The following is a 23,078-nucleotide window of genomic DNA, read 5'->3' as shown; positions in this document are numbered from 1 at the left end:
AACGCGAGCTACGGGGACGGAACAGTCCGCATGGCACGGCGCAGACTGGCTCGCGCGGCGGTGAGGTCGTCCTCCGCCTCAAGCAGTTGGCCTTCCAGGGCGGCGATCCGATCCCTGGCCTCTGACAGCGCTTGCTCCAGCACGGTATTCCGCTGCTCGATCTGCTGTACCCGCTCGATCAGCTCGTACTGGTTCACGCCCTCCAACTCGGCGCCGAGAGAGAGCCTGACCCGGTTACGGAGCCGATCGCGCTCCTTCTTGAGGTCCTGGATCTCTTCGCGGGCCAGTGCAAGGTCCGTCCGCAACCCGGCCGGAGACATCGTCGCGCACGCGCACAGCGTCCCCTTCGCGCTCGACGCCGACGGCCGCGGCGAGCTGCCGGCCCGGGGCTGGGACGAGGTGCTCGGGTGGGCGTTCTCCGACCTGCGCCGCGGCGTCCGCCCCGACACCGTCAGTGCCGTCTCCGTCGTCGTCGCCCCACACGCCCAGGGGCACGGCCTGTCCGGCCGGATGCTCGCGGCGATGCGTGCCAACGCCGGCGCCCTCGGCTTCCGCGAGGTCGTCGCCCCCGTCCGCCCCAGCGCCAAGCACCTCGAACCCCGGACGCCCATGGAGGAGTACGCCCGCCGGGTCCGCCCCGACGGGCTTCCGCACGACCCCTGGCTGCGCGTGCACGCCCGCGCGGGCGCTACGTTCCACTCCGTGGCACCTGCCTCGATGACCGTGGCGGCCCCGCTGGAGGACTGGCGCCGCTGGACCGGGCTGCCCTTCGACGCGGCGGGCGACATCGAGGTGCCCGGGGCACTGGTACCGGTGCGGTGCGAGCCGGAGCACGGCTACGCGGTGTACGTCGAGCCCAACGTGTGGATGCGGCACTCTCTTTGAGCCACGGGCACGCCCGGAGGGGGCACGCTCCTCGCGCGAAGTGATCAGTGTGGCAACGGTTCGGTACAACCCGTGACGGGTTGTCGGTGTCGGGCTATACGCTCGAAGCGACCCTCTCACGACCGGCGTCGCCCGACGCCGGCCGACTTCGTCACCGCACTTCAGGCACCAGGAGCAGCCATGCATGGCCACGGCTACACGCAGCCGGTGAAGCAGCCGCCCCCGACGGCGTGGCTGGTGCTCGTGCGTGTGCTCTTCGTGGCGATCTCCGTCCTCAGTCTCGGCTTCCTGACCTGGACGATGCTGCTGCGCCTGGCCATCGTCACCCGCAGGCCGCTGGACTGGGGCCTGTTCGCGGCCGTGCTGGCCATCGACATCCTCGCCGTGGTCCTGCTCGGCACCGAACCCGGCGACGAGATCCACACCCCGGGCGGCTGGACCGGCCTCGCGCTGCTCCTGGGCACGCTGGTGGCGGTGCTGGCGTACTACCTCGCCGCGGAGGTACGCCACTTCCACCAGCTCCGCCACGGCGGCGGACACGCACCCGGGCCGGCGCGGGCGTACGGCTACCCGCAGCCGCCGTACACCAACGCGACGACGGTGCCGCAGACGTCGGTCCGGACCTCGCCGCCCCACCCCCCGCTCGGTCCGCACACCCCGCACCCCCAGCCCCCCGTACCCGCCCGGCCCCCGATACCCGCCCAGCCCCCGCAACGCCCGGCCCCCGCCCGCATCGACCAGGTCCGGGCCGAACTGGACGAGCTCAGCGACTACCTCCGCAAGCAGGACGGCCGACGCGACGGCGAGCACGAGGGCGGAAGGTGACCGTGACGACAGGACGTGTCGTCGCCGACCGCTACGAACTGGCCACGCTCATCGGGCAGGGCGGCATGGGCCAGGTCTGGACGGCGTACGACCGGCGGCTGGACCGGCGCGTGGCGGTGAAGCTGCTGCGGCCCGACAAGGTGGCCGGACAGGAGGCCGACGAGCTGCGCCGGCGCTTCGTGCGCGAGTGCCGGGTGACCGCGCAGGTCGACCACCCCGGCCTGGTCACGGTGCACGACGCGGGCAGTGAGGCCGAGGAGCTGTTCCTCGTCATGCAGTACGTCGACGGCGTCGACCTCTCCGGCCATCTCGCCGGGCGCGACCCGTACCCGTGGCAGTGGGCGGTTGCGGTCGCCGCGCAACTGTGCGCCGTGCTGAGCGCTGTGCACGCCGTGCCGATCGTGCACCGCGACCTCAAGCCGCGCAACGTGATGGTGAAGCAGGACGGCACGGTCACGGTCCTCGACCTGGGCGTCGCCTCGGTCATGGACACCGACACCACCCGCCTGACGCACACCGGCTCGCCGATCGGCTCGCCCGCCTACATGGCGCCCGAGCAGGCGATGAGCGGCGCGGTCGGCCCGTACACGGACCTGTACGCGCTCGGCGTGGTCCTGCACGAACTCCTCAGCGGCGAGGTGCCCTTCGCGGGCTCCACGGCGCTCGGGGTGCTCCACCGCCACCTGTACGAGCCCCCGGTGCCCGTGCGCAGGCTCCGCCCCGAGGTCCCCGAGGCCCTCGAAGCCCTGGTCCTGCGCCTGCTCGCCAAGGACCCGCAGCACCGGCCGGGCTCCGCGCAGGAGGTGTACGAGGACCTGTCGCCGCTGCTGCCCGCGCGCGGCACCCCCAGTGGGGCGGCACTCGACCCGACGCGCCCCTTCGTACGCCCGCACGCCCCCTGGCCGGACCGCGCCCGCACGCCCGCGCCCCAGCCCGCCCCCGTCCCGCCGGCCACCGGGAGACCGGACGTCGCGCGCGCTGTCGACGAGGTCAAGCGGCTCCTCGGCGAGGGCCGGATCACGCAGGCCGTCGACATCCTGGGTGCGATCCTGCCGACCGCGGCCGAGCAGCACGGCGAGCACTCCCCGGTCGTGCGCACGCTGCGCAAGCAGTACGCCGCGACGCTCATGGACGACGGCCAGTACCGGCGCGCGCTGCCCGAGCTGCGCCGCCTCGCCGACGAACGCGCCGCCGAGGCCGGCCAGGCCGACCCGCAGTCCCTGCGGTTCCGCTACGAGGCAGCCCAGTGCCTCGAACAGCTCGGCGAACCGGCGGCCGCGCTCGCCGCGTACCGGTCGCTGCTGCCGTACTACGAGAACCAGTACGTCTCCGGCGACCCCCAGCTCGCCCACGACGTCCGCCGCCGCATGGGCCACCTCCTGCTGGCCCTCGGGGACCGCGCAGCCGCGCACGACACGCTGGCGCGGCTGCTGCACGACGTCGAACGGACGAGCGGTCTCGGGCACCCGCTGGCGGTGGAGGTTCGGCGGACGCTGCAATGGCTGGGACAGGTGCGCGGATAGTCCCCCGGCAGCCGGATGGCGCGGCGGTGCCCGAAGTCCTGGTGAATCGTTGGTCGAATGGGTTGGCCAAAGCCGGACTGCTGCCTACCATCGATCACCGCAAGACTTTGTGCACCGCCGCACAATCTCCTCGGGAGGTTTCCTTGCACCGCCGTCGTCGCCGCACCGCGCTTCTCCTCTCCGCCGCGATCGCCTCGGCGCCCGCCCTCGCCGCCTGCGGGAACGACGCGCATCCCGGCGCGGCCGCCGTCGTCGGCGGTCAGCGGATCACCGTGTCCCAGCTGGAGACCCGGGTCAACGAGGTGCGCGAGGCGCAGCGGGCGGCGGTGGGCGACGAGGCGCAGTACGCGCAGGTGATCGCCAAGACCGGCACCCTGACCCGCGACACCCTGCACGGGATGGTCCTCGACCGGGTGCTGCACCGCGCCGCCCAGGACGCCGGCATCTCCGTCAGCCGCAAGGAGGTCCAGGAGATGCGGGGCGGTCTGCAGGAGCAGGTCGGCGGCGCGAAGGCGCTGGAGACGACCTGGCTGCAGCAGTACGGGGTGGCGCCGGAGCGCCTGGAGGAGAACCTCCGCCTCCAGCTGGAGGCCCAGAAGCTCGCCGCGAAGCTCGGCACCGACACCAGCCAGCCCGCCTTCTGGAAGGCCCTCTCGGACGCCTCCGAGAAGCTGAACGTCGACCTCAACCCGCGCTACGGCAGCTGGGACGTCCAGAAGAGCAGCCGGGTGGACGCGAAGACGCCGTGGGTACGGGAGATCACCGCCGGGCAGCAGCCCGCCTAGAGGGCCTGTCGCCGGGGGCGGCGGACAACCGCCCGCGGACGGCCGCCCGCGGGCGGCTCACGGGCCTGTCGGCGGCGTGGGTTACGTTCGGATCGTGAACGCAACCAGCTTCGACAGCGCTCCCGACGCCGGGCGCAGTGCCCCCACGCCCCCGGAGACCGGCCGCATCGTCCTGCTCACCACCAGCCACCGTGTGGCCCCCGGCCTGCTCTCCTGGCCCGCGTGGCAGGCGCTGCACGCCGCCGACCGCGTGCTGTGCGCCGACGGGGCCCACCCGCAGCTGCCGTATCTGCGGGAGGCGGGCATATCGGTGGAGGAGGCCGCCCCGACCGCCGAGGAACTGGTCGACGCGTGCGCCGGCGGGCGGACGGTGGTCGTCGTCGCCACCGGCGAGGGCGAGCCGGCCCTCACGGACGGCCTGGCGCGGCTCGCCGGCAGCGGGCGCTTCCACATGCCGGAGCTGGAGCTGCTCCCCGCCTCCTACGACCTGCCCGGCGCCCGCCTCCTCGACCTCGTCCAGGTCATGGACCGCATCCGCGCCGAGTGCCCCTGGTCGTCCCGGCAGACCCACCAGGGCCTGGTGAAGTACGGCATCGAGGAGGCGTACGAACTCGTCGAGGCGATCGAGGAGGGCGACCGCGACGAGCTCCGGGAGGAGCTGGGCGACGTGCTGCTCCAGGTGGTCTTCCACGCCCGGATCGCGGAGGAGGACCCCGACGCCCCGTTCTCCATCGACGACGTCGCGGGCACCATCGTCGCCAAGCTCGTCCACCGCCACCCGCACGTCTTCGGGGAGGAGAGCGCCGCCACCCCCGAGGAGGTCAAGGAGCACTGGCTGCGCACCAAGGCCGAGGAGAAGCAGCGGACCTCGGTGACCGAGGGCATCCCGCTGCACCAGCCCGGCCTGGCCCTCGCGGCGAAGCTGGCGTCCCGGGTACGCACGGCGGGCCTGGACGTGCCCCTGCCGGCGGGCGAGGGCGTCGGGTACGAGCTGCTGACGCTGGCGATACGCGCCGAGGCGGAGGGCGCGGACCCGGAGGCGGCCCTGCGCGCGGCGGCCCGCGCCTACCGGGACGCGGTGCGCGCGGCCGAGGGGGCCGAAGCCTAGGGTCGTTGCCCGAACGGGCGGGCCCGAGGTGTGGGGGCCGGAGCGGCAGGGGAGTTGGAGCTGCTCAAGGAGGCGCCGCTGCGGGCGGCCGGCGCCCGCGCGGCACGAGGACGGCGCCGCCGGATACCGTCAGGGAGTGACCGACCAGCACCACCCCGACATGGACGCGCCCGCCCCCACCCCGGCGCCCGAACTCTTCACCTGGGAGTTCGCGACCGACCCCTACCCCGCCTACGCCTGGCTGCGCGAGCACGCGCCCGTGCACCGGACCAGGCTGCCCAGCGGGGTGGAGGCCTGGCTGGTCACCCGTTACGCCGACGCCAAGCAGGCCCTCGCCGACCAGCGGCTGTCCAAGAACCCGGCGCACCACGACGAGCCCGCGCACGCCAAGGGGAAGACCGGTATCCCCGGCGAGCGCAAGGCCGAGTTGATGACGCATCTGCTCAACATCGATCCGCCGGACCACACCCGTTTGCGGCGGCTGGTCTCGAAGGCGTTCACCCCGCGCCGCGTGGCCGAGTTCGCACCGCGCGTGCAGGAGCTCACCGACGACCTCATCGCCCGGTTCGCCCGCGACGGCTCCGCCGACCTCATCCACGACTTCGCCTTCCCGCTCCCCATCTACGCCATCTGCGACCTGCTCGGCGTCCCCCGCGAGGACCAGGACGACTTCCGGGACTGGGCGGGCATGATGATCCGGCACGGCGGAGGACCGCGGGGCGGGGTCGCGCGGTCCGTGAAGAAGATGCGGGGCTATCTCGCGGACCTCATCCACCGCAAGCGCGAGTCCCTCCCCGCCGAGCCAGGGCCCGCCGAGGACCTCATCTCCGGCCTCATCCGCGCCTCCGACCACGGCGAGCACCTCACCGAGAACGAGGCGGCGGCGATGGCGTTCATCCTCCTGTTCGCCGGTTTCGAGACGACCGTGAACCTCATCGGCAACGGCACCTTCGCCCTTCTCACCCACCCGCGCCAACGCGCCCTCCTCCAAGGGTCGTTGGCGCGCGGCGAACGCGCCCTGCTGGAGACCGGCGTCGAGGAACTCCTGCGCTACGACGGTCCCGTCGAGCTCGCCACCTGGCGCTTCGCCACCGAGCCGCTCACCATCGGCGGTCAGGACGTCGCACCCGGCGACCCCGTCCTCGTCGTACTCGCCGCCGCGGACCGGGATCCGGAGCGGTTCGCGGACCCGGACACCCTCGACCTCGCCCGCCACGACAACCAGCACCTCGGCTACGGCCACGGCCTCCACTACTGTCTCGGCGCGCCCCTGGCCCGCCTGGAGGGCCGGACCGCGCTCGCCACTCTCCTCACCCGTCTCCCGGACCTGCGGCTCGCGGTGGATCCGGGCGAACTGCGGTGGCGGGGCGGGCTCATCATGCGGGGACTGCGGACGCTGCCGGTGGAGTTCACGCCCGTGCGGGAAACGTGACGCACTTTCAACTATGTGATCTTCACGTGATCTGTGCGGCATTAACTTGTGACAAGTGATCGTCTGCCTATACGTTCACCCATCAGCGCGGCCTCCCGGCTTCACCGGCCGCGCAGGTCCCCGCCGTCACGCGAAAGGTCCCCGCATGCTCTCCGGGAACGGTCGTCACCGTCGCCCCCGCCAGGCGCCCGCACTCGTCGTCGCCGCCGGTGTGACCGGCTCCGCCATCGCCATCCCCCTCCTTGCCGCCTCCGGTGCGAGCGCGGCAAGCGGGACGACCTGGGACCGCGTCGCGGAGTGCGAGACCGGCGGCTCCTGGAGCGCCGACACGGGCAACGGCTACTACGGCGGGCTGCAACTCTCCCAGCAGGACTGGGAGAAGCACGGCGGCCTCACCTACGCCGCGAGCGCGGACCAGGCCAGCCGTTCGCAGCAGATCGCCGTCGCCGAGAAGGTTCTCGCGGACCAGGGCGTCGGCGCGTGGGCGACCTGCGGCCCGCTGGTGGGGCTCGACGTGGACTCCGAGTCGGCCGCGGTCGACACGGGTGTGGCCGGTGACGCGTCCAGTACGCCGTCCCACACGAGATCCAGCGATTCGGGCAGTCTGTCCCGCTCGCTCGGATTGTCCAACTCGTCCGGCAGCGCCCGCGCCGACGACACGGGCCGGGACGACGACGCGAACGGGTCCGGCAGCTCCAAGGGCGCCGACGGGTCCCACGGGTCCGCCGCGCCCTCGGATTCCACCAGCCCCACGAACTCGGCGAATCCCACGCAATCCGGCGAATCCACTCCGTCCGGCGACGCCGGCTCCCCGGATGTCGGTGACCCGACCTCGCCCGGCTCCAGCGAAACCCCCGAATCGGGCGAATCCTCCTCAAGTTCCCCGTCCTCCGGCGTGCCTTCGAGTGCGCCGAGCACCTCGAGCCTCACGGACGCGGGTGTCCTCGGCACCGGCAAGCACCGGGGAAGCAGCGCCGAGGAGGGCGGCGACCGCGCCGGCGGGTCGGCCGGGCGCCACGCCTCGCGGGACGGTGCTGCCGCCCGTGCGGCCGGCGACGAGGCCTACACGGTCCGGGACGGCGACACGCTCTGGAGCATCGCCGACTCCCATGGCGTGCAAGGAGGATGGGCCGCGCTGTATGTCGTCAACAAGGAAGCCGTCGGCGGCGACCCCCACCACATCTTCCCCGGTCAGACGCTGGACGTAGGCGCGGAGTCGGCCGGCAGGTAGGTGCGGGAAACGGCCCGGGAACAACGGGAGTTCGCGTCACACTTCGAGCCGAATGTCCGATTTGGCGAAAGTGTGGGATGAGTCTCAGAAGCCCTGATCGTCTTTGAAATTCCGTCGATCGCCTGTCTACGGTCATGACCGCTCGCCAACACGAGCCCCGGTTGCCGCAACGCCGAATCCTGCCAGCGGCCGCCCGGGAACAGTCGTCGCGTAAAGCGCCGTAGGCAGGAGCGGGGGACCCAAGGTAAGTGCCGGGCCCGGCGGTTGAGGAGACTCAGCGCCGGAACCGGCTTGGGGTGAAGCCACGCCTCCCACGGAGGTGTGGCCGGGCAACTCAACCGGCCCGAACCCGACAGCTCACCTCGCAGGCGTCGGTGAGGGGATCAACCATGCTGTTTTCCAGCAAGGGCAAGCACCGTCGTTCGTCCAAGACCGTTCGCGCCATCGCCGCGGTCGGCGTCACCGGTGCCGCCGCCGTCGCCGCCCCGCTGATGGCGGCCGGCAGCGCCTCCGCCGCCACGGCCTCCGAGTGGGACGCCGTCGCCCAGTGCGAGTCCGGTGGCAACTGGTCCATCAACACCGGCAACGGTTACTACGGCGGTCTGCAGTTCTCCGCCTCGACCTGGGCCGCGTACGGCGGATCGCAGTTCGCCGGCACGGCCGACCAGGCCTCCAAGGAGCAGCAGATCCAGATCGCCGAGAAGGTGCTCGCGGGTCAGGGCAAGGGCGCCTGGCCCGTCTGCGGCACGGGCCTGTCGAACGCCGCCTACGCCGGCGGCTCCGCCGCGAACGAGTCGCAGAGCACCGACACCGGCACGCGCGCGACCGAGGAGCAGCCGGCCTCGCGTTCCGCGGAGCGTCCGGCCGCGAAGGAGACGGTCACCACGCCGACCGGCGACAAGGTGAAGAAGGGCGACGGCGAGTACGAGGTGGTCGAGGGTGACACCCTCAGCACCATCGCCGCCGAGAAGGACGTCAAGGGCGGCTGGGAGAAGCTGTTCCAGCTGAACAAGGACATCGTCGAGGACGCCGACCTCATCTTCCCGGGTCAGCAGCTGCACCTGAAGTAGAACGGTTCGCCGCCGACCCGCCGGAGGCCCCAGAGGCTCCCGTGAGGGTCACCCCCGTCCCCACGGGCTCCCCGCCCCGGTGCGTCCTCCCCCGTACGCACCGGGGCGGGGCTTTTCGTGTCCCGCTTCCCGCGCGGTGCACCCCCGTCTTTGTTTCGTTCGGAAACAATTTACTCTCGGTTCCGTCCACGAGATGGGCGACCGGCTGGCCGATCGCACGGAGCCGGTTAGGCTCGTCTCGCAGAGCCGCCGCGGTCCTGCTCAATAGCGTCACATCCACGAAGGAGATGCTCGTGCCGTCCATCGACGTCGTCGTAGCCCGGGAAATCCTGGACTCCCGAGGCAACCCCACGGTCGAGGTCGAGGTCGGCCTCGACGACGGCAGCACGGGTCGTGCCGCCGTTCCGTCCGGCGCTTCCACCGGCGCCTTCGAGGCCATCGAGCTCCGCGACGGCGACCCCAACCGCTACCTCGGCAAGGGCGTCGAGAAGGCCGTCCTGGCCGTCATCGAGCAGATCGGCCCGGAGCTCGTCGGCTACGACGCCACCGAGCAGCGCCTGATCGACCAGGCGATGTTCGACCTGGACGCCACCGACAACAAGGGCTCCCTCGGCGCCAACGCCATCCTCGGCGTCTCGCTCGCCGTCGCGCACGCCGCCTCCGAGGCCAGCGACCTGCCGCTCTTCCGCTACCTGGGCGGCCCCAACGCGCACCTGCTGCCGGTGCCGATGATGAACATCCTGAACGGCGGCTCGCACGCCGACTCCAACGTGGACATCCAGGAGTTCATGATCGCCCCGATCGGCGCGGAGTCCTTCTCCGAGGCCCTGCGCTGGGGCACCGAGGTCTACCACACCCTCAAGAAGGTGCTGAAGGGCAAGGGCCTGGCCACCGGCCTCGGCGACGAGGGCGGCTTCGCCCCGAACCTCGGCTCCAACCGTGAGGCCCTCGACCTCATCCTGGAGGCCATCAACGAGGCCGGCTACACCCCCGGCGAGCAGATCGCCCTCGCCCTCGACGTGGCCGCGTCCGAGTTCTACAAGGACGGCGTCTACACCTTCGAGGGCAAGGACCGCACGGCCGCCGAGATGACCGAGTACTACGCGGAGCTCGTCGACGCGTACCCGCTCGTCTCCATCGAGGACCCGCTGTTCGAGGACGACTGGGAGGGCTGGAAGACCATCACCGAGAAGCTCGGTGACAAGGTCCAGCTCGTCGGCGACGACCTGTTCGTCACCAACCCGGAGCGCCTGGCCCGCGGTATCGAGGAAGGCGCCGCCAACGCCCTGCTGGTCAAGGTCAACCAGATCGGCTCCCTGACCGAGACCCTGGACGCCGTCGAGCTCGCCCAGCGCAGCGGCTTCAAGTGCATGATGTCGCACCGCTCCGGCGAGACCGAGGACGTCACCATCGCCGACCTCGCCGTCGCCACCAACTGCGGTCAGATCAAGACCGGCGCCCCGGCCCGCTCCGAGCGCGTGGCCAAGTACAACCAGCTGCTGCGCATCGAGGAGATCCTCGACGACGCCGCGGTGTACGCCGGCCGCAGCGCCTTCCCCCGCTTCAAGGGCTGAGCGACGCCCTCGTAGGAAGCGTCGTCCGTACGTCCCCGCACCCGGTCCCGTACCGTGTGCGGGGACGTACGCGCGTGTGCATCACGCAGGCATGGGGAGGCGAGAGCCAGATGGCCGTGAAGGAACGGGACCGTTTCTCCACCGCGACCAGGCTCAGGCTGCTGGGCGAGCAGACCGCGGCCCGTGTCTACCGCTCCCAGACCCGCCGCCAGGCCCGCCGCTCCCGGCTGACCGGCCGCGCGGCCCTGCTCGCCCTCGTCGTCTGCTCACTGGTCGTCGCGCTCGCCTATCCGATAAGGCAGTACGTCGCCCAGCGCGCCGAGATCGCCGACCTGCGGGAGCAGAAGCAGCGGGCCGAGGCGCGGGTCGAGGAACTGCGCGACCTCAAGGCACGCTGGCAGGACGACGCGTACGCGGAGCAGCAGATCCGGCAGCGGCTGCACTACGTGATGCCGGGCGAGACCGGCTACGTCGTGATCGACCCGGACGCGGCCCGGCAGTCGCGCACCGACCAGGGCACGACCGACCGCCCCTGGTACGCGAACGTCTGGGACGGGGTCGACAAGTCCGACGCCGCCCACCATTAGCCGGACGCCTCCGGCCGGTGAACGTATAGAGAGACAGGTATGGAAACGCCCCCGCCGCCCACCCCGCGCACCGAGCCCACCGACGCCGACGTCGAGGCCTTCAAGCAGCAGCTCGGGCGGCCGCCGCGCGGACTGCGCGCGATCGCGCACCGGTGCCCGTGCGGGCAGCCGGACGTCGTGGAGACGGCCCCCCGGCTGCCCGACGGCACACCCTTCCCGACGCTCTACTACCTGACGTGCCCGCGGGCCTCGTCGGCCATCGGCACGCTGGAGGCCGAGGGCGTCATGAAGGAGATGACGGCCCGGCTGGAGACCGACCCGGAACTGGCCTCCGCGTACCGCGCCGCGCACGAGGACTACGTCCGGCGCCGGGACGAGATCGAGGAGCTGAAGAACTTCCCGAGCGCGGGCGGCATGCCGGACCGGGTGAAGTGCCTGCACGTGCTCGTCGCGCACAGCCTGGCCGCCGGACCGGGCGTCAACCCGCTCGGCGACGAGGCCCTGGCGATGCTGCCCGAGTGGTGGCGCAAGGGCGCGTGCGTGACCGTGGCGAACGAGGAGGACGGCAAGTGACGCGCGTGGCCGCCATCGACTGCGGTACGAACTCCATCCGGCTCCTGGTCGCCGACGTGGATCCGGCGACCGGTGAACTGGCCGACCTGGACCGCCGGATGACCATCGTGCGGCTCGGCCAGGGCGTCGACCGCACCGGACGGCTGGCCCCCGAGGCGCTCGAGCGGACCTTCGCGGCCTGCCGTGAGTACGCCGGGGTCATCAAGGAGCACGGCGCCGAGCGGGTCCGTTTCGTCGCCACCTCCGCCTCCCGGGACGCCGAGAACCGGGACGAGTTCGTGCGCGGGGTGGTGGAGATCCTCGGCGTCGAGCCCGAGGTCGTCACCGGCGACGAGGAGGCCGAGTTCTCCTTCGTCGGCGCGACCAGGGAGCTGACGGGGCGCGCGGATGTGCACCGGCCCTATCTCGTGGTGGACATCGGCGGCGGCTCGACCGAGTTCGTCGTCGGCGAGGAGCATGTCCGCGCGGCCCGCTCGGTCGACGTCGGCTGTGTCCGGATGACCGAGCGTCATCTGGTCCGGGACGGCGTGGTGTCCGACCCGCCGGCCGAGGAGCAGATCGCGGCGATGCGCGCGGACATCGAGGCCGCTCTCGACCTGGCCGAGAAGACGGTGCCGCTGCGCGAGGCCAGGACGCTGGTCGGGCTGGCGGGTTCGGTCACCACGGTGGCGGCGATCGCCCTGGACCTGGCCGAGTACGACTCCGCCCGCATCCACCACTCCCGGATCGGCCGGGACCGGGTCCGCGAGATCACCGAGTGGTTGCTGCACTCCACCCACGCCGAGCGCGCCGCCGTCGCGTCCATGCACCCCGGGCGTGTCGACGTGATCGCCGCGGGGGCCCTCGTACTGTTGTCGATCATGGAGCGGATCGGCGCCGAGGAGGTCGTCGTCAGCGAGCACGACATCCTCGACGGCATCGCCTTCCACGCGGCGGCCGAGCCGTCGGCCTAGGCGGCGGGCGACGCGGAACGGCCCCGGTTCCTCTTGGACAGGAACCGGGGCCGTTCGTGCCGGCCCGTGCGGGCCGACCGTCAGTTGCAGAGGAGGACGATGACTCCGCTGCACTCCTCGTCGCCGCCGCCGCCGTAGCGGTGGTGGGCCGAGACCGACTGGACGGCCGTGGCCTTCGTGGCGACGTGGTGGACGGGCGTGGCGGCCGCGGCGGAGGCGGCCGTCACCGCCCCCGCACCGAGGGCGATACCCAGGGCAGCGCCGACCGAGATTATGCGCGAAGTGGCCCGCATGAGGGCCCTCTGTGAGGTGATCATGTCTGCACGCTATGTGTAGTTCCAGCCGATTTCGCATGGAGTGTGGCCGACCGGGTGACGCGGTGTGCGGCCGTGGGTCCGGGGCGCTTTCGCGGGGTGGTGAGGGAGCGGCGCACTACCGCCCGGTAGCTGTCGGCCGAGCAGGTCGACCGGCGTATGAGCGCTGCGGGAGGGGGCTTCCGGTCTCGTCGCCGACACCTTCGAGGTACCCGCCGGGGAAAGTTCGTGAAGTTCTTCACAAGGAAATCGGCCCGGTGGAGGCACGAAGAGCAGTCGGTTGACCCATCCGAGGCGTGAACAGGGTCTTGAACATGTTCAGATGGACCGTGTATGGAGGGCCGTAAAGGCTTCCCGCGCGGGGATCTCCCGTCCGCTCGCAGGGGGCCCGAGGGGCAGAGAGGCAGCTCACGCGGCATTGACAACGGGGCGTATCGCGCCGCGGTTCCCGATCGTGACCATGAGATGGCTCACGTGGGCCGGGGAGTGTAGCACAGGCACCGGAAGTGCTTGTGAAGGGGCGCACGAGCTCCCCCTCGGGAGTGGGTGGATACTCGATGGCATGAGCACCACGGAGCGTCCCAGGATCCTCGTAGTAGGCGGTGGGTACGTAGGCCTGTACGCAGCTCGGCGCATTCTCAAGAAGATGCGCTACGGCGAGGCGACCGTCACGGTCGTCGACCCCCGGTCGTACATGACCTACCAGCCCTTCCTCCCCGAAACCGCCGCCGGCAACATCTCCCCGCGCCACGTCGTCGTCCCGCTGCGACGCGTGCTGCCCAAGGCGGAGGTCCTCACCGGCCGGGTCACCACCATCGACCAGGACCGCAAGGTCGCCACGATCGCGCCGCTGGTCGGCGAGGCGTACGAGCTGCCGTTCGACTACCTGGTCGTCGCGCTCGGCGCGGTCTCCCGCACCTTCCCGATCCCCGGCCTCGCCGAGCAGGGCATCGGCATGAAGGGCGTCGAGGAGGCCATCGGTCTGCGCAACCACGTCCTGGAGCAGCTCGACAAGGCCGACTCCACCACCGACGAGGAGATCCGCCGCAAGGCGCTCACCTTCGTCTTCGTCGGTGGCGGCTTCGCCGGCGCGGAGACCATCGGTGAGGTCGAGGACATGGCCCGGGACGCGGCCAAGTACTACAACAACGTGTCCCGTGAGGACATGCGCTTCATCCTCGTCGACGCCGCCGACAAGATCCTTCCCGAGGTCGGGCCCAAGCTCGGCAAGTACGGCAAGGAGCACCTGGAGAGCCGGGGCGTGGAGGTCTACCTCTCGACGTCCATGGACTCCTGCGTCGACGGCCACGTGGTGCTGAAGAACGGCCTCGAGGTCGACGCCAACACCATCGTCTGGACGGCGGGTGTCAAGCCGAACCCGGCCCTGTCCCGCTACGGCCTCCCGCTCGGCCCGCGCGGTCACATCGACTGCGAGCCCTCGCTTCAGGTCAAGGGCACCGACTACATCTGGGCCGCGGGCGACAACGCCCAGGTGCCGGACCTCGCCGCCCGCAAGGCCGGTGTGGAGAACGCCTGGTGCCCGCCGAACGCCCAGCACGCGCTGCGCCAGGCCAAGGTGCTCGGCGACAACGTGGTCTCCGGTATGCGGGGCTTCCCGCAGAAGGACTACAGCCACGCCAACAAGGGCGCCGTGGCGGGTCTCGGCCTGCACAAGGGCGTGGCCATGATCGTCATGGGCAAGATGAAGATCAAGGTCAAGGGCCGTCTCGCCTGGTACATGCACCGTGGCTACCACGGCATGGCGATGCCGACGTGGAACCGCAAGATCCGCGTCTTCGCCGACTGGACACTCGGCATGTTCCTCAAGCGCGAGGTCGTCGCCCTCGGCGCGCTGGAGTCCCCGCGCGAGGAGTTCTACGAGGCCGCGAAGCCCGCGCCGGTCGCCGCGGCTCCCAAGACCGAGGAAAAGGCCAAGGCTTCCTGACGCCCGTCCCCGGCTGAACCCCCGAAGGACCCCCTGCCATCCGTGGTGCAGGGGGTCCTTCGTCGTTCCCGTCCGGCGGGACCGGCGGAGGGTTTTGCCCAGACATGACGCGAACAGGGGACTGCGTTCGGGGCCCGTAGGTGTTTACGTGGTGTTGGATCACCGTCACGGAGGTGTGCGCCATGGCTGACGCCGCGTCGCGGCTGAAGGGGCTGCTCGAGCAGGTGGGGGGAACTCCGCTCCCGGTGCGTATCCGCGCCTGGGACGGTTCGCAGGCGGGTCCACCGGACACGCCGGTCATCGTCGTACGCAACCGGCGCGCCCTGCGCCGGCTGCTGTGGAAGCCCGGCGAACTGGGCCTCGCCCGCGCCTGGGTGGCCGGGGACCTGGAGATCGAGGGCGATCTGTACACGGTCCTCGGTCTGCTCGCCGGCCTGATCTGGGAGCGCGGAGAGGACGCCCGTGGCCTCGCCGAGGCCCTGCGCGACCCCGAGGTGCGCGCCGGCGTCCGCGGTCTGGTGCGGCTCGCCGGACCCGCGCTGCCGCCCGCCCCGCCCCCCGAGGAGGTGCGCAGGCCCCGCCGCAACCTTCACACCAGGCGCAGCGACAAACGCGCCATCAGCCACCACTACGACGTCGGCAACGACTTCTACGAGCTCGTCCTCGGGCCGTCCATGGTGTACTCCTGCGCCTACTGGCCCACCCCGGACAGCACCCTGGAGACCGCCCAGCACGACAAACTCGAACTCATCTGCCGAAAGCTCGCCCTGACTTCCGGTCAGCGCCTCCTGGACGTCGGCTGCGGCTGGGGCTCCATGGCCATCCACGCCGCCCGCGAGCACGGCGTGAGCGTCGTGGGCATCACGCTGTCCCAGGAGCAGGCCGCGTACGCCCGTAAACGCGTCGCGGACGAGGGCCTGACCGACCGGGTGGAGATCCGGGTGCAGGACTACCGGGACGTCACCGACGGGCCGTACGACGCGATCTCGTCCATCGGGATGGCCGAGCACGTGGGCGCCGAGCGCTACCTGGAATACGCCGAGCACCTGCACGCCCTGCTGCGGCCGGGCGGGCGGCTGCTCAACCACCAGATCGCCCGGCGACCCCAGCGGGACGAGTCCGCCTACCAGGCGGACGACTTCATCGACGCCTACGTCTTCCCGGACGGCGAGCTCGCCCCTGTCGGCACCACCGTCACCCAGCTGGAGCGCGCCGGCTTCGAGGTGCGGGACGTCGAGTCGATCCGTGAGCACTACGCCCTCACGCTGCGCCGCTGGGTCGCCAACCTGGAGGCCGGCTGGGCCGAGGCGGTCAAGCTGACCAGTCCCGGCCGGGCCCGCGTCTGGCAGCTGTACATGGCCGCCTCGGCGCTGGCCTTCGAGCGCAACCGCATCGGCGTCAACCAGGTCCTGGCGGTCCGGACCCCCGAGTCCGGTGCCTCCGGAGTGCCGCTGCGCGCCCGTACCTGGGGCTGAGAGGCCGCGCCGCCGCAACACGACGGGCCCCGCTCCCTCCCGGGAACGGGGCCCATCCGCTCGTACGGCTATTCCGCCTTGATCGCGTTCAGCATGTTCAGCCTCGCGGCGTTGCGGGCCGGCCACAGCGCGGCCAGCACGCCCACCAGTCCGGCCAGCACCAGGAAGATGCCGATCCGGTCCCAGGGGATGACCAGCACGTAGCCCGGGATCTGCTCCGCGATGGTCTCGCCGATCGCCCAGCCGAGGAACGAGCCGAGGCCGATGCCGACCACCGCGCCGAACACCGAGATGACCACGGCCTCCAGCCGGACCATCCGCTTCACCCGGCGCCGGTCGAGACCGATCGCCCGCAGCATGCCGATCTCCTGCTGCCGCTCGAAGACCGACATCGCGAGGGTGTTGACGACGCCCAGCACCGCGATGATCAGGGCCATCGCCAGCAGGCCGTACATGATGTTCAGCAGGGTGTTGATGGCGCCGCCGAACTCGTCGCGGATGTCCTGCCGGTCCATGACGGTGATGGCGGGGTTGTCGCCCAGCGCGTCGATGAGGACCTTCTCGTTCGCCGGGGACTGGCCGCCGTCCACCTTCACGAAGATCTGCCGGATGGACGGATTCACCTCGTGCGCGTCGACGATCTTCCTGTCGACGAGGACGGGCGAGAGGAACTCGCTGTCCTTGTAGACCGCGCCGACCGTCAGCGTGGCCTTCTTGTCGTCACCGAAGGTGACGGGGACGGTGTCACCGGGCTTCCAGCCCTTGCTCTTGGCCGTCTTGTCGGCGACCGCGATCCGGCCCTGGGCGAGCGAGCCGATGTCGCCGCTGACGACGTCGACGGCGAGGACCTTCTCGATGTCGCCCGGGGTGACCGCCGAGGCCGACACGTAGTCGTCCTTGCCAGTCATGAAGTAGGCGTCCTGCTGCGGGGAGACGGCCGACACGCCCTTGGCCTTCTCCAGCGCGGTCAGCGCGGACTGGTCGAGATCCCCGCCGTTCGCCATCGAGACCATGTAGTCGGCCTTGATGTTGTCCGTGGTCATCTTGTCGATGGCCGTGCCGACCGTGATGCCGAGCACCGACAGGCCGGTCACCAGCGTCAGTCCGATGGCCAGTGCCGAGGCGGTGGCTCCGGTACGGCGCGGGTTGCGGACCGCGTTCTGGCCGGCCAGCTTGCCGGCCACCCCGAACGGGCCGACGAGCAGCGGACGGACCAGCGCGATCACCGGCCGGGACAGCAGCGGGATCAGAATGATCACGCCGATCAGCGCGAAGAACGCGCCCGCCCCGATGTACATCCGGCCGTCGTCGCCGCCGGTCGAGGCACCCGCCACGATGCCGGCCGCGCCGATGGCGGTGATGGCCGCGCCGATGGAGTTGCGTACCACCAGCGACTTGGTGGTCGCCGCCGCGTGGACGCTGTTCATGGCGGCCACCGGCGGGATCTTCGCGGCCCGGCGGCCGGGCAGCCAGGCGGCGAACATCGTGATCAGCACACCGACGCCGACCGCGGCGAGTACCGGGGTGGCGGACAGGACCAGCGGGCCGTCCGGGATCTTCATCTCGAACGCGGCCATGCCGGAGCGCAGTCCGACCGCGAGACCGACGCCGAGGACGAAGCCGATCACCGAGGCGACCAGGCCCACCACCGCGGCCTCGGCGAGCACCGAGCGGGTGATCTGCTTGCGCGACGCACCGACGGCCCGCATCAGGGCGATCTCCTTGGTGCGCTGGGCGACCAGCATGGTGAAGGTGTTGGAGATCAGGAAGATGCCGACGAACAGCGCGATGCCCGCGAAGCCGAGCAGGACCTGCTTGAGGTTGCCCAGGCCCTGCTCGATCTGCTTGGCCTGCTCGTCCGCGAGCGCCTTGCCCGTCTGGGCCTCCGCGGACTTCGGCAGCAGCGGCTTGACCGCGTCCAGGATCTTCGCGTCGTCCGCGCCGGAGGCGGCGGTGACGGTGGCGCTTTCGAAGTAGCCCGGCTTGAGGTACTGCTTCTGGGCGACCGGGGTGTCGAAGAGGACGAGGCTGCCGCCGGCGTTGACGGCGCCGTCCTCGGTGGTGAAGACGCCGCTGAGGGTGAACTCCTTCACCGGCCCGTTGGTCGCGACCCGGACCCGGTCGCCGACCCGGTACTCGCCCTTGGCCGCGGACTCCTCGTCCAGGGCGATCTGATCGTCCTTCAGCGGGCCGGTGCCGTCGGTGAACGTGTAGGCGGGGTCCTTGCCGTCCTTGCCGGGGGCGAAGTTGGAGCCCTTGTTGGACCAGCCGACGCCGATCAGCTTCCCGTCGGGGTCGGCGACCCCGGCGAAGCCGTCGACGCGGCCGTAGGTGGCGGCGACGCCGTCCACCGCGGAGATCTTGTCGAGGGTCTTCCCGGTGAGACCGGGCTCCTCCTTCGGATCGTCCGGGTCGGCGTAGGAGGTGACCGAGACGGCGACGTCGTCGTAGCTCTTCGCCGACTGGTTGCGGAAGGCGTTGGAGAGGGTGTCGGCGAAGACCAGGGTGCCGGAGACGAACGCGACGCCGAGCATCACGGCGAGCACGGTCATCAGCAGCCGGGCCTTGTGCGCGAGTACGTTGCGCAGGGCGGTGCGGAACATCAGCTGGTGCGGCCCTTCGCGTCGAACTGCTTCATGAAGTCGAGCACGTTGTCCGCGGTCGGGCCGTACATCTCGTCGACGATCCGGCCGTCCGCCAGGAACACCACGCGGTCCGCGTAGGCCGCGGCCACCGGGTCGTGGGTCACCATCACCACGGTCTGCCCCAACTCCCGTACGGAGTTGCGCAGGAAGCCCAGCACCTCGGCGCCGGAGCGCGAGTCGAGGTTTCCGGTCGGCTCGTCGCCGAAGATGATCTCGGGCTTGGAGGCCAGCGCGCGGGCCACGGCGACGCGCTGCTGCTGGCCGCCGGAGAGCTGGGCGGGGCGGTGGCCGAGCCGGTCGGCGAGGCCGACCATCCGGATGACCGAATCCACCCACTGCTTGTCGGCCTTGCGGCCCGCGATGTCCATCGGGAGGGTGATGTTCTCCAGGGCGGTCAGCGTCGGCAGCAGGTTGAACGCCTGGAAGATGAAGCCGATCTTGTCGCGGCGCAACCTGGTGAGCTGCTTGTCCTTCAGCGAGCCCAGCTCGGTGTCGCCGATGCGCACCGAACCGGAGGAGAAGGTGTCCAGGCCGGCGACGCAGTGCATCAGGGTGGACTTGCCGGAGCCGGAGGGGCCCATGATCGCGGTGAACTCGGCCTGCCGGAACTCGACGGAGACCCGGTCCAGGGCGACCACCTGGGTCTCGCCCTGTCCGTAGATCTTCGACAGATCCGTGGCGCGCGCGGCCACGGCGGTGGTCCGGCCGGCGACGGGTGTGGTGGTCACGGGGTGGCGCTCCTGTAGGGACGACGGGGGTGGTTCTCGGGACGTGCTCCATCGTCTCGGCCGATCGGCGCCGTGTAGTCAGCCGTTGTTCCGGTTCCTGGGGCAGTCTCCAGTCGCACTGCGGGTGCCCGCGTCATACCTGGGGATGACGGGCGGGCCCTACGGGGTCCGTCGTGCGGACCATCTGTCGAGAACGGGTGGAGCCCCCTCGTTCGGGCGGTGAAATTCCGTCATTCCGCATGCGCGGCCGACAGTCGCACGCAAGGCTGTCGGCCAAGTGCGGACGGCTTGTTCCGAGTGCTGATGCACCCTCAGGCGTCAATAAAATAAGACAACATGGGGCCGTCCTTCCGCTGTTCGGGGGACGCGTCCCGATAGGCTCGGGACCTCGACGCGGAACCCATGGCCTGCCCGGATGGTGGAATGCAGACACGGCGAGCTTAAACCTCGCTGCCCCTCGCGGGCGTACCGGTTCAAGTCCGGTTCCGGGCACCACCCCGTCTGGCCGACCCCCGTCCCCTCTGCTGGGGAGCCGGGGGTCCGTTCGTCTCCGGTGTCGCCGGACGGCCGGCGGCCGACGTGGTCCCACGGCGGCATGGCAGTCGGTGTCGCTCCCGCGTATACCCCTCCTTTGCGCGGCCCGTCAAGTCCCGAGTTCCCGGAACGTGACCTGCTCGCGCTGTTCCGGCCTACTTGAAGTGCGGGCCTCACCGGGATCACCGAAGAAAAACGAGGCACCGGCCAGGAAAATCACGGAACTGAAATTCCACACTTCTTAGGAGTAGAGAAATGGCTCGGAACATCAGCACCCGCGAAAACGTCATTCGCAAGCGCCGGACGATTATCGGCACCACGGTGGCGTCCGCCGTGGCAGTCGCCGGAGGCGTCCTCCTGCCGACCGCGGCTGCGTCGGCCGCTCCGATGCAGGAGACCTCGGCCACGACCCTGGTCGACGGCGATCACAAGGACAAGCACAAGAAGAAGGGCAAGAGCAAGGGTAAGGGAAAGGGGAAGAAGTACTGCTGGAAGAAGAAGAGCAAGCGCTCGTGGGACAACAAGCACAAGCAGTGGTACTGCTGGGGCAAGTACAACCACAAGTTCTATTGGGACGAGCACTTCGAGGTCTATTACATATGGAAGGGCCCTAAGCGGTATTACTGCTGGGAGTCGCGGAACGACTACTACTACTGGGAGAGTCACCGCGTCAGCTACAAGTACTGGGATGTCGAGAATCACGACATCTGGAAGCCGGGCAAGCATGACTGGCCGGAACGCCCGGACCATCCGAAGCATCCGGACGAGGGCAAGCATGACGACAAGCATCCGGACGAGGGCAAGCATGACGACAAGCATCCGGACGACGGCAAGCATGACGACAAGCATCCGGACGACGGCAAGCATGACGACAAGCATCCGGACGACGGCAGCGACGCCGGTACGGATGACGACACTGACGCCGGTACGGATGACGGCAGCGACGCCGGTACCGACGACGGCACGGATGACGGCACTGACACCGGTACCGATGACGGCAGCGACACGGGTACGGACGACGGCAGCGACACCGGTACGGACGACGGCAGCGACACCGGTACGGATGACGGCACTGACACCGGTACGGATGACGGCAGCGACACCGGCACGGATGACGGCAGCGACACCGGCACGGATGACGGCAGCGACACCGGCACGGATGACGGCACTGACACCGGCACGGACGACGGCAGCGACACCGGCACGGATGACGGCAGCGACACCGGTATCGACGACGGCAGCGACACCGGCTCCGATGACGGCGCGGTCGACATGGGCGGCTCCGACGACGGCGGTGCGGACGACATGGGCGGCTCCGACGGCGGCGGCGACACGGGCGGCTCCGACTCGGGGGAGGGTGAGTGAGTAAGTGAGGCAGAGATGCGAGCCCCCGCCACCGAAAGGTGGTGGGGGCTCGTCCCGTGTGCGGAACTCGCATGCGCGGCCAGTGACACGGACGGACTGCCTACGCAGACCGGCCAAAGTGAAGGAAAGTTCACTCAGTGAACGCCCGGACCGCAACCAGTAAGCACGTCCACCGAAGGGACGCCCGATGCGTACCACCGTCGGCATCATCGGCGCCGGCCCCGCCGGCCTGCTGCTCGCGCGGCTGCTGTACAACGCCGGCATCGACTCGGTCGTCCTGGAGAGCCGCGACCGGGCCTACGTCGAACGGCGGCAGCGGGCCGGGATCCTGGAGCAGGGGACGGTGGACGTCCTGCGCGCGGCCGGGGCCGGGGAGCGCATGGACCGGGAAGGGCTGCGGCACGACGGCGTCGAACTCCGCTTCGACCGACGCCGCCACCGCGTGGACTTCCCCGCCCTCACCGGCGGCCGCTCCGTGATGGTGTACGCGCAGACCGAGGTGTGCAAGGACCTCATCGCCCTTCAGTTGAAGGAGGGCGGTCCGCTGCTCTTCGAGGCGGAGGCGCTCGCGGTCGAGGACGCGGAGAGTGAGCGGCCCCGCGTGCGCTTCCGGCACGAGGAGCCGACGGGGACGGGAGCCGCCGCGAGGACGTACTGCAGTGCGACTACGTCGTCGGCTGCGACGGCTACTGGGGCGTCGCCCGAAAGGCGGTACCGGCGTCACTCTCCCGTGCGTTCGAGCGGACGTACCCGTTCGGGTGGCTCGGCATCCTCGCCGACGTACCGCCCTCGCACGACGAACTGGTCTACGCCCGGCACGACCGCGGCTTCGCCCTGCTGTCCATGCGGTCGCCGTCGGTGTCGCGCCTCTACCTCCAGGTGCCGGACGGCACGGACGCCGGGGAGTGGGACGACGAGGAGATCTGGGCGGAGCTGGAACGCCGCTTCGAGACCGCCGACGGCTGGCGGCTGCGGCGCGGCCCCATCACCCAGAAGTCGGTGACGCCGATGCGGTCCTTCGTGCACGAGCCGATGCGGCACGGACGGCTCTTCCTCGCCGGTGACGCCGCGCACATCGTGCCGCCGACCGGCGCCAAGGGCCTCAATCTCGCCGTCGGCGACGTGGTCACCTTCGCGCGGGCCCTCGTGCACCGGCGCGAGACGGGTTCCGCCCGCCTTCTCGACGCCTACTCGGAGACCTGCCTGCGCCGCGTCTGGCAGGCCGAGCGGTTCTCGTACGACATGACGACGCTCCTGCACCGGGCCCCCGGCGCCACGCCCTTCGAGGACCGGCTCCAGCTGGCCCGGCTGGAACGGATCGCCTCCTCGCGGTCCGCGGAGACCGACCTCGCCCAGGCGTACACGGGTCTCCCGTTCCAGTGACCTTGCGCACCGGCCGTCCGGGTTGATCACCGGCCGGTTCCGGCCATGTACCGAGTTCGTCAGGAACGAAGCCCTCCGCTGGCGGGAATCACGCACCCGGCTAGCGTGTTGCGCAGCACGAGGGGGGAAAGATCCTCCCCAAG

At 70.7% G+C, this 23,078-nt stretch carries 19 protein-coding genes, 1 tRNA gene, 1 pseudogene and 1 riboswitch; of the genes and pseudogenes, 17 read left to right on the top strand and 4 right to left on the bottom strand.

Going from position 1 to position 23,078, the window contains the following annotated elements; genetic code table 11:
- Positions 1-8: 8 nt before the first annotated feature.
- Positions 9-197 carry a hypothetical protein gene (locus AB0O67_RS16485; RefSeq protein WP_365450520.1) on the bottom strand — a complete coding sequence of 63 codons (189 nt, stop codon included), beginning with the start codon at positions 195-197 and terminating at the stop codon, positions 9-11.
- Positions 198-258: 61 nt separating this feature from the next.
- Here AB0O67_RS16485 and AB0O67_RS16480 point away from each other — a divergent pair, with 61 nt between their 5' ends.
- The 12 genes from AB0O67_RS16480 (at position 259) to AB0O67_RS16425 (ending at position 12,546) form a co-directional block, all read left to right on the top strand.
- Positions 259-885: an N-acetyltransferase gene (locus AB0O67_RS16480; RefSeq protein ID WP_365450518.1), complete on the top strand. Its 627-nt coding sequence runs from the start codon at positions 259-261 to the stop codon at positions 883-885.
- A 180-nt stretch (positions 886-1,065) separates the two neighbouring features.
- Entirely contained in the window at positions 1,066-1,710 is a 645-nt protein-coding gene (locus tag AB0O67_RS16475) for a hypothetical protein (protein WP_365450516.1), read from the top strand.
- A gap of 38 nt (positions 1,711-1,748) precedes the next feature.
- A complete protein-coding gene (locus AB0O67_RS16470; RefSeq protein WP_365450534.1) occupies positions 1,749-3,233 on the top strand; it encodes a serine/threonine-protein kinase in 1,485 nt (494 codons plus the stop codon).
- A 143-nt stretch (positions 3,234-3,376) separates the two neighbouring features.
- The gene (locus AB0O67_RS16465) at positions 3,377-4,018 is read left to right on the top strand and encodes a SurA N-terminal domain-containing protein (protein WP_365450513.1); all 642 of its coding nucleotides are present in this window, start codon (positions 3,377-3,379) and stop codon (positions 4,016-4,018) included.
- Positions 4,019-4,112: 94 nt separating this feature from the next.
- On the top strand, positions 4,113-5,126 hold the full coding sequence (locus tag AB0O67_RS16460) for a nucleoside triphosphate pyrophosphohydrolase (protein WP_365450511.1): 1,014 nt from the start codon (positions 4,113-4,115) through the stop codon (positions 5,124-5,126).
- 160 nt (positions 5,127-5,286) lie between these two features.
- Entirely contained in the window at positions 5,287-6,558 is a 1,272-nt protein-coding gene (locus AB0O67_RS16455) for a cytochrome P450 (RefSeq protein ID WP_365450533.1), read from the top strand.
- Positions 6,559-6,703: 145 nt separating this feature from the next.
- Positions 6,704-7,789 carry a transglycosylase family protein gene (locus AB0O67_RS16450; RefSeq protein WP_365450508.1) on the top strand — a complete coding sequence of 362 codons (1,086 nt, stop codon included), beginning with the start codon at positions 6,704-6,706 and terminating at the stop codon, positions 7,787-7,789.
- A 206-nt stretch (positions 7,790-7,995) separates the two neighbouring features.
- Positions 7,996-8,175, top strand: a riboswitch (cyclic di-AMP (ydaO/yuaA leader).
- A gap of 3 nt (positions 8,176-8,178) precedes the next feature.
- The gene (locus AB0O67_RS16445; RefSeq protein WP_365450505.1) at positions 8,179-8,859 is read left to right on the top strand and encodes a transglycosylase family protein; all 681 of its coding nucleotides are present in this window, start codon (positions 8,179-8,181) and stop codon (positions 8,857-8,859) included.
- Positions 8,860-9,152: 293 nt separating this feature from the next.
- Positions 9,153-10,433 carry a phosphopyruvate hydratase gene (gene eno / locus AB0O67_RS16440; protein WP_365450502.1) on the top strand — a complete coding sequence of 427 codons (1,281 nt, stop codon included), beginning with the start codon at positions 9,153-9,155 and terminating at the stop codon, positions 10,431-10,433.
- Between the two features lie 110 nt (positions 10,434-10,543).
- The gene (locus AB0O67_RS16435) at positions 10,544-11,020 is read left to right on the top strand and encodes a septum formation initiator family protein (RefSeq protein WP_365450500.1); all 477 of its coding nucleotides are present in this window, start codon (positions 10,544-10,546) and stop codon (positions 11,018-11,020) included.
- Between the two features lie 39 nt (positions 11,021-11,059).
- On the top strand, positions 11,060-11,593 hold the full coding sequence (locus tag AB0O67_RS16430) for a DUF501 domain-containing protein (RefSeq protein ID WP_365450498.1): 534 nt from the start codon (positions 11,060-11,062) through the stop codon (positions 11,591-11,593).
- Positions 11,590-12,546 carry a Ppx/GppA phosphatase family protein gene (locus AB0O67_RS16425; RefSeq protein WP_365450495.1) on the top strand — a complete coding sequence of 319 codons (957 nt, stop codon included), beginning with the start codon at positions 11,590-11,592 and terminating at the stop codon, positions 12,544-12,546. Before AB0O67_RS16430 ends, AB0O67_RS16425 begins: the two co-directional genes overlap by 4 nt.
- 80 nt (positions 12,547-12,626) lie before the next feature.
- Here AB0O67_RS16425 and AB0O67_RS16420 read toward each other — a convergent pair whose 3' ends face one another.
- Positions 12,627-12,863 carry a hypothetical protein gene (locus AB0O67_RS16420; protein ID WP_365450492.1) on the bottom strand — a complete coding sequence of 79 codons (237 nt, stop codon included), beginning with the start codon at positions 12,861-12,863 and terminating at the stop codon, positions 12,627-12,629.
- Positions 12,864-13,422: 559 nt separating this feature from the next.
- On the opposite strand from AB0O67_RS16420, the gene AB0O67_RS16415 reads away from it, so the two are divergent.
- Together AB0O67_RS16415 and AB0O67_RS16410 are read left to right on the top strand one after the other, a co-directional pair.
- A complete protein-coding gene (locus AB0O67_RS16415; RefSeq protein ID WP_365450490.1) occupies positions 13,423-14,805 on the top strand; it encodes an NAD(P)/FAD-dependent oxidoreductase in 1,383 nt (460 codons plus the stop codon).
- Between the two features lie 182 nt (positions 14,806-14,987).
- Positions 14,988-16,280, top strand: a complete 1,293-nt coding sequence (locus AB0O67_RS16410; protein WP_365450488.1) for a cyclopropane-fatty-acyl-phospholipid synthase family protein — start codon at positions 14,988-14,990, stop codon at positions 16,278-16,280.
- Positions 16,281-16,348: 68 nt separating this feature from the next.
- On the opposite strand, the gene AB0O67_RS16405 is transcribed toward AB0O67_RS16410, so the two are convergent.
- On the bottom strand, positions 16,349-18,883 hold the full coding sequence (locus tag AB0O67_RS16405; protein ID WP_365450486.1) for an FtsX-like permease family protein: 2,535 nt from the start codon (positions 18,881-18,883) through the stop codon (positions 16,349-16,351).
- Positions 18,883-19,653 carry an ABC transporter ATP-binding protein gene (locus tag AB0O67_RS16400; protein ID WP_365450484.1) on the bottom strand — a complete coding sequence of 257 codons (771 nt, stop codon included), beginning with the start codon at positions 19,651-19,653 and terminating at the stop codon, positions 18,883-18,885. The genes AB0O67_RS16405 and AB0O67_RS16400 overlap by 1 nt, the downstream gene beginning before the upstream one ends.
- Before the next feature lie 409 nt (positions 19,654-20,062).
- Here AB0O67_RS16400 and AB0O67_RS16395 point away from each other — a divergent pair.
- From AB0O67_RS16395 to AB0O67_RS16385, 3 genes and pseudogenes are all read left to right on the top strand, one after another.
- Positions 20,063-20,148 (top strand) — tRNA-Leu (locus AB0O67_RS16395).
- Positions 20,149-20,442: 294 nt separating this feature from the next.
- Positions 20,443-21,552: a hypothetical protein gene (locus AB0O67_RS16390; RefSeq protein ID WP_365450481.1), complete on the top strand. Its 1,110-nt coding sequence runs from the start codon at positions 20,443-20,445 to the stop codon at positions 21,550-21,552.
- A gap of 187 nt (positions 21,553-21,739) precedes the next feature.
- Positions 21,740-22,935: pseudogene (locus AB0O67_RS16385) on the top strand (4-hydroxybenzoate 3-monooxygenase).
- The last annotated feature ends 143 nt before the right edge of the window (positions 22,936-23,078 follow it).

The organism is Streptomyces sp. NPDC086077, assembly GCF_040686175.1.
In the GTDB taxonomy this organism is placed as follows: domain Bacteria; phylum Actinomycetota; class Actinomycetes; order Streptomycetales; family Streptomycetaceae; genus Streptomyces.
The sequence above is the reverse complement of the archived record's forward strand: the minus strand, read 5'-3'. Positions and strand labels throughout refer to the sequence as shown.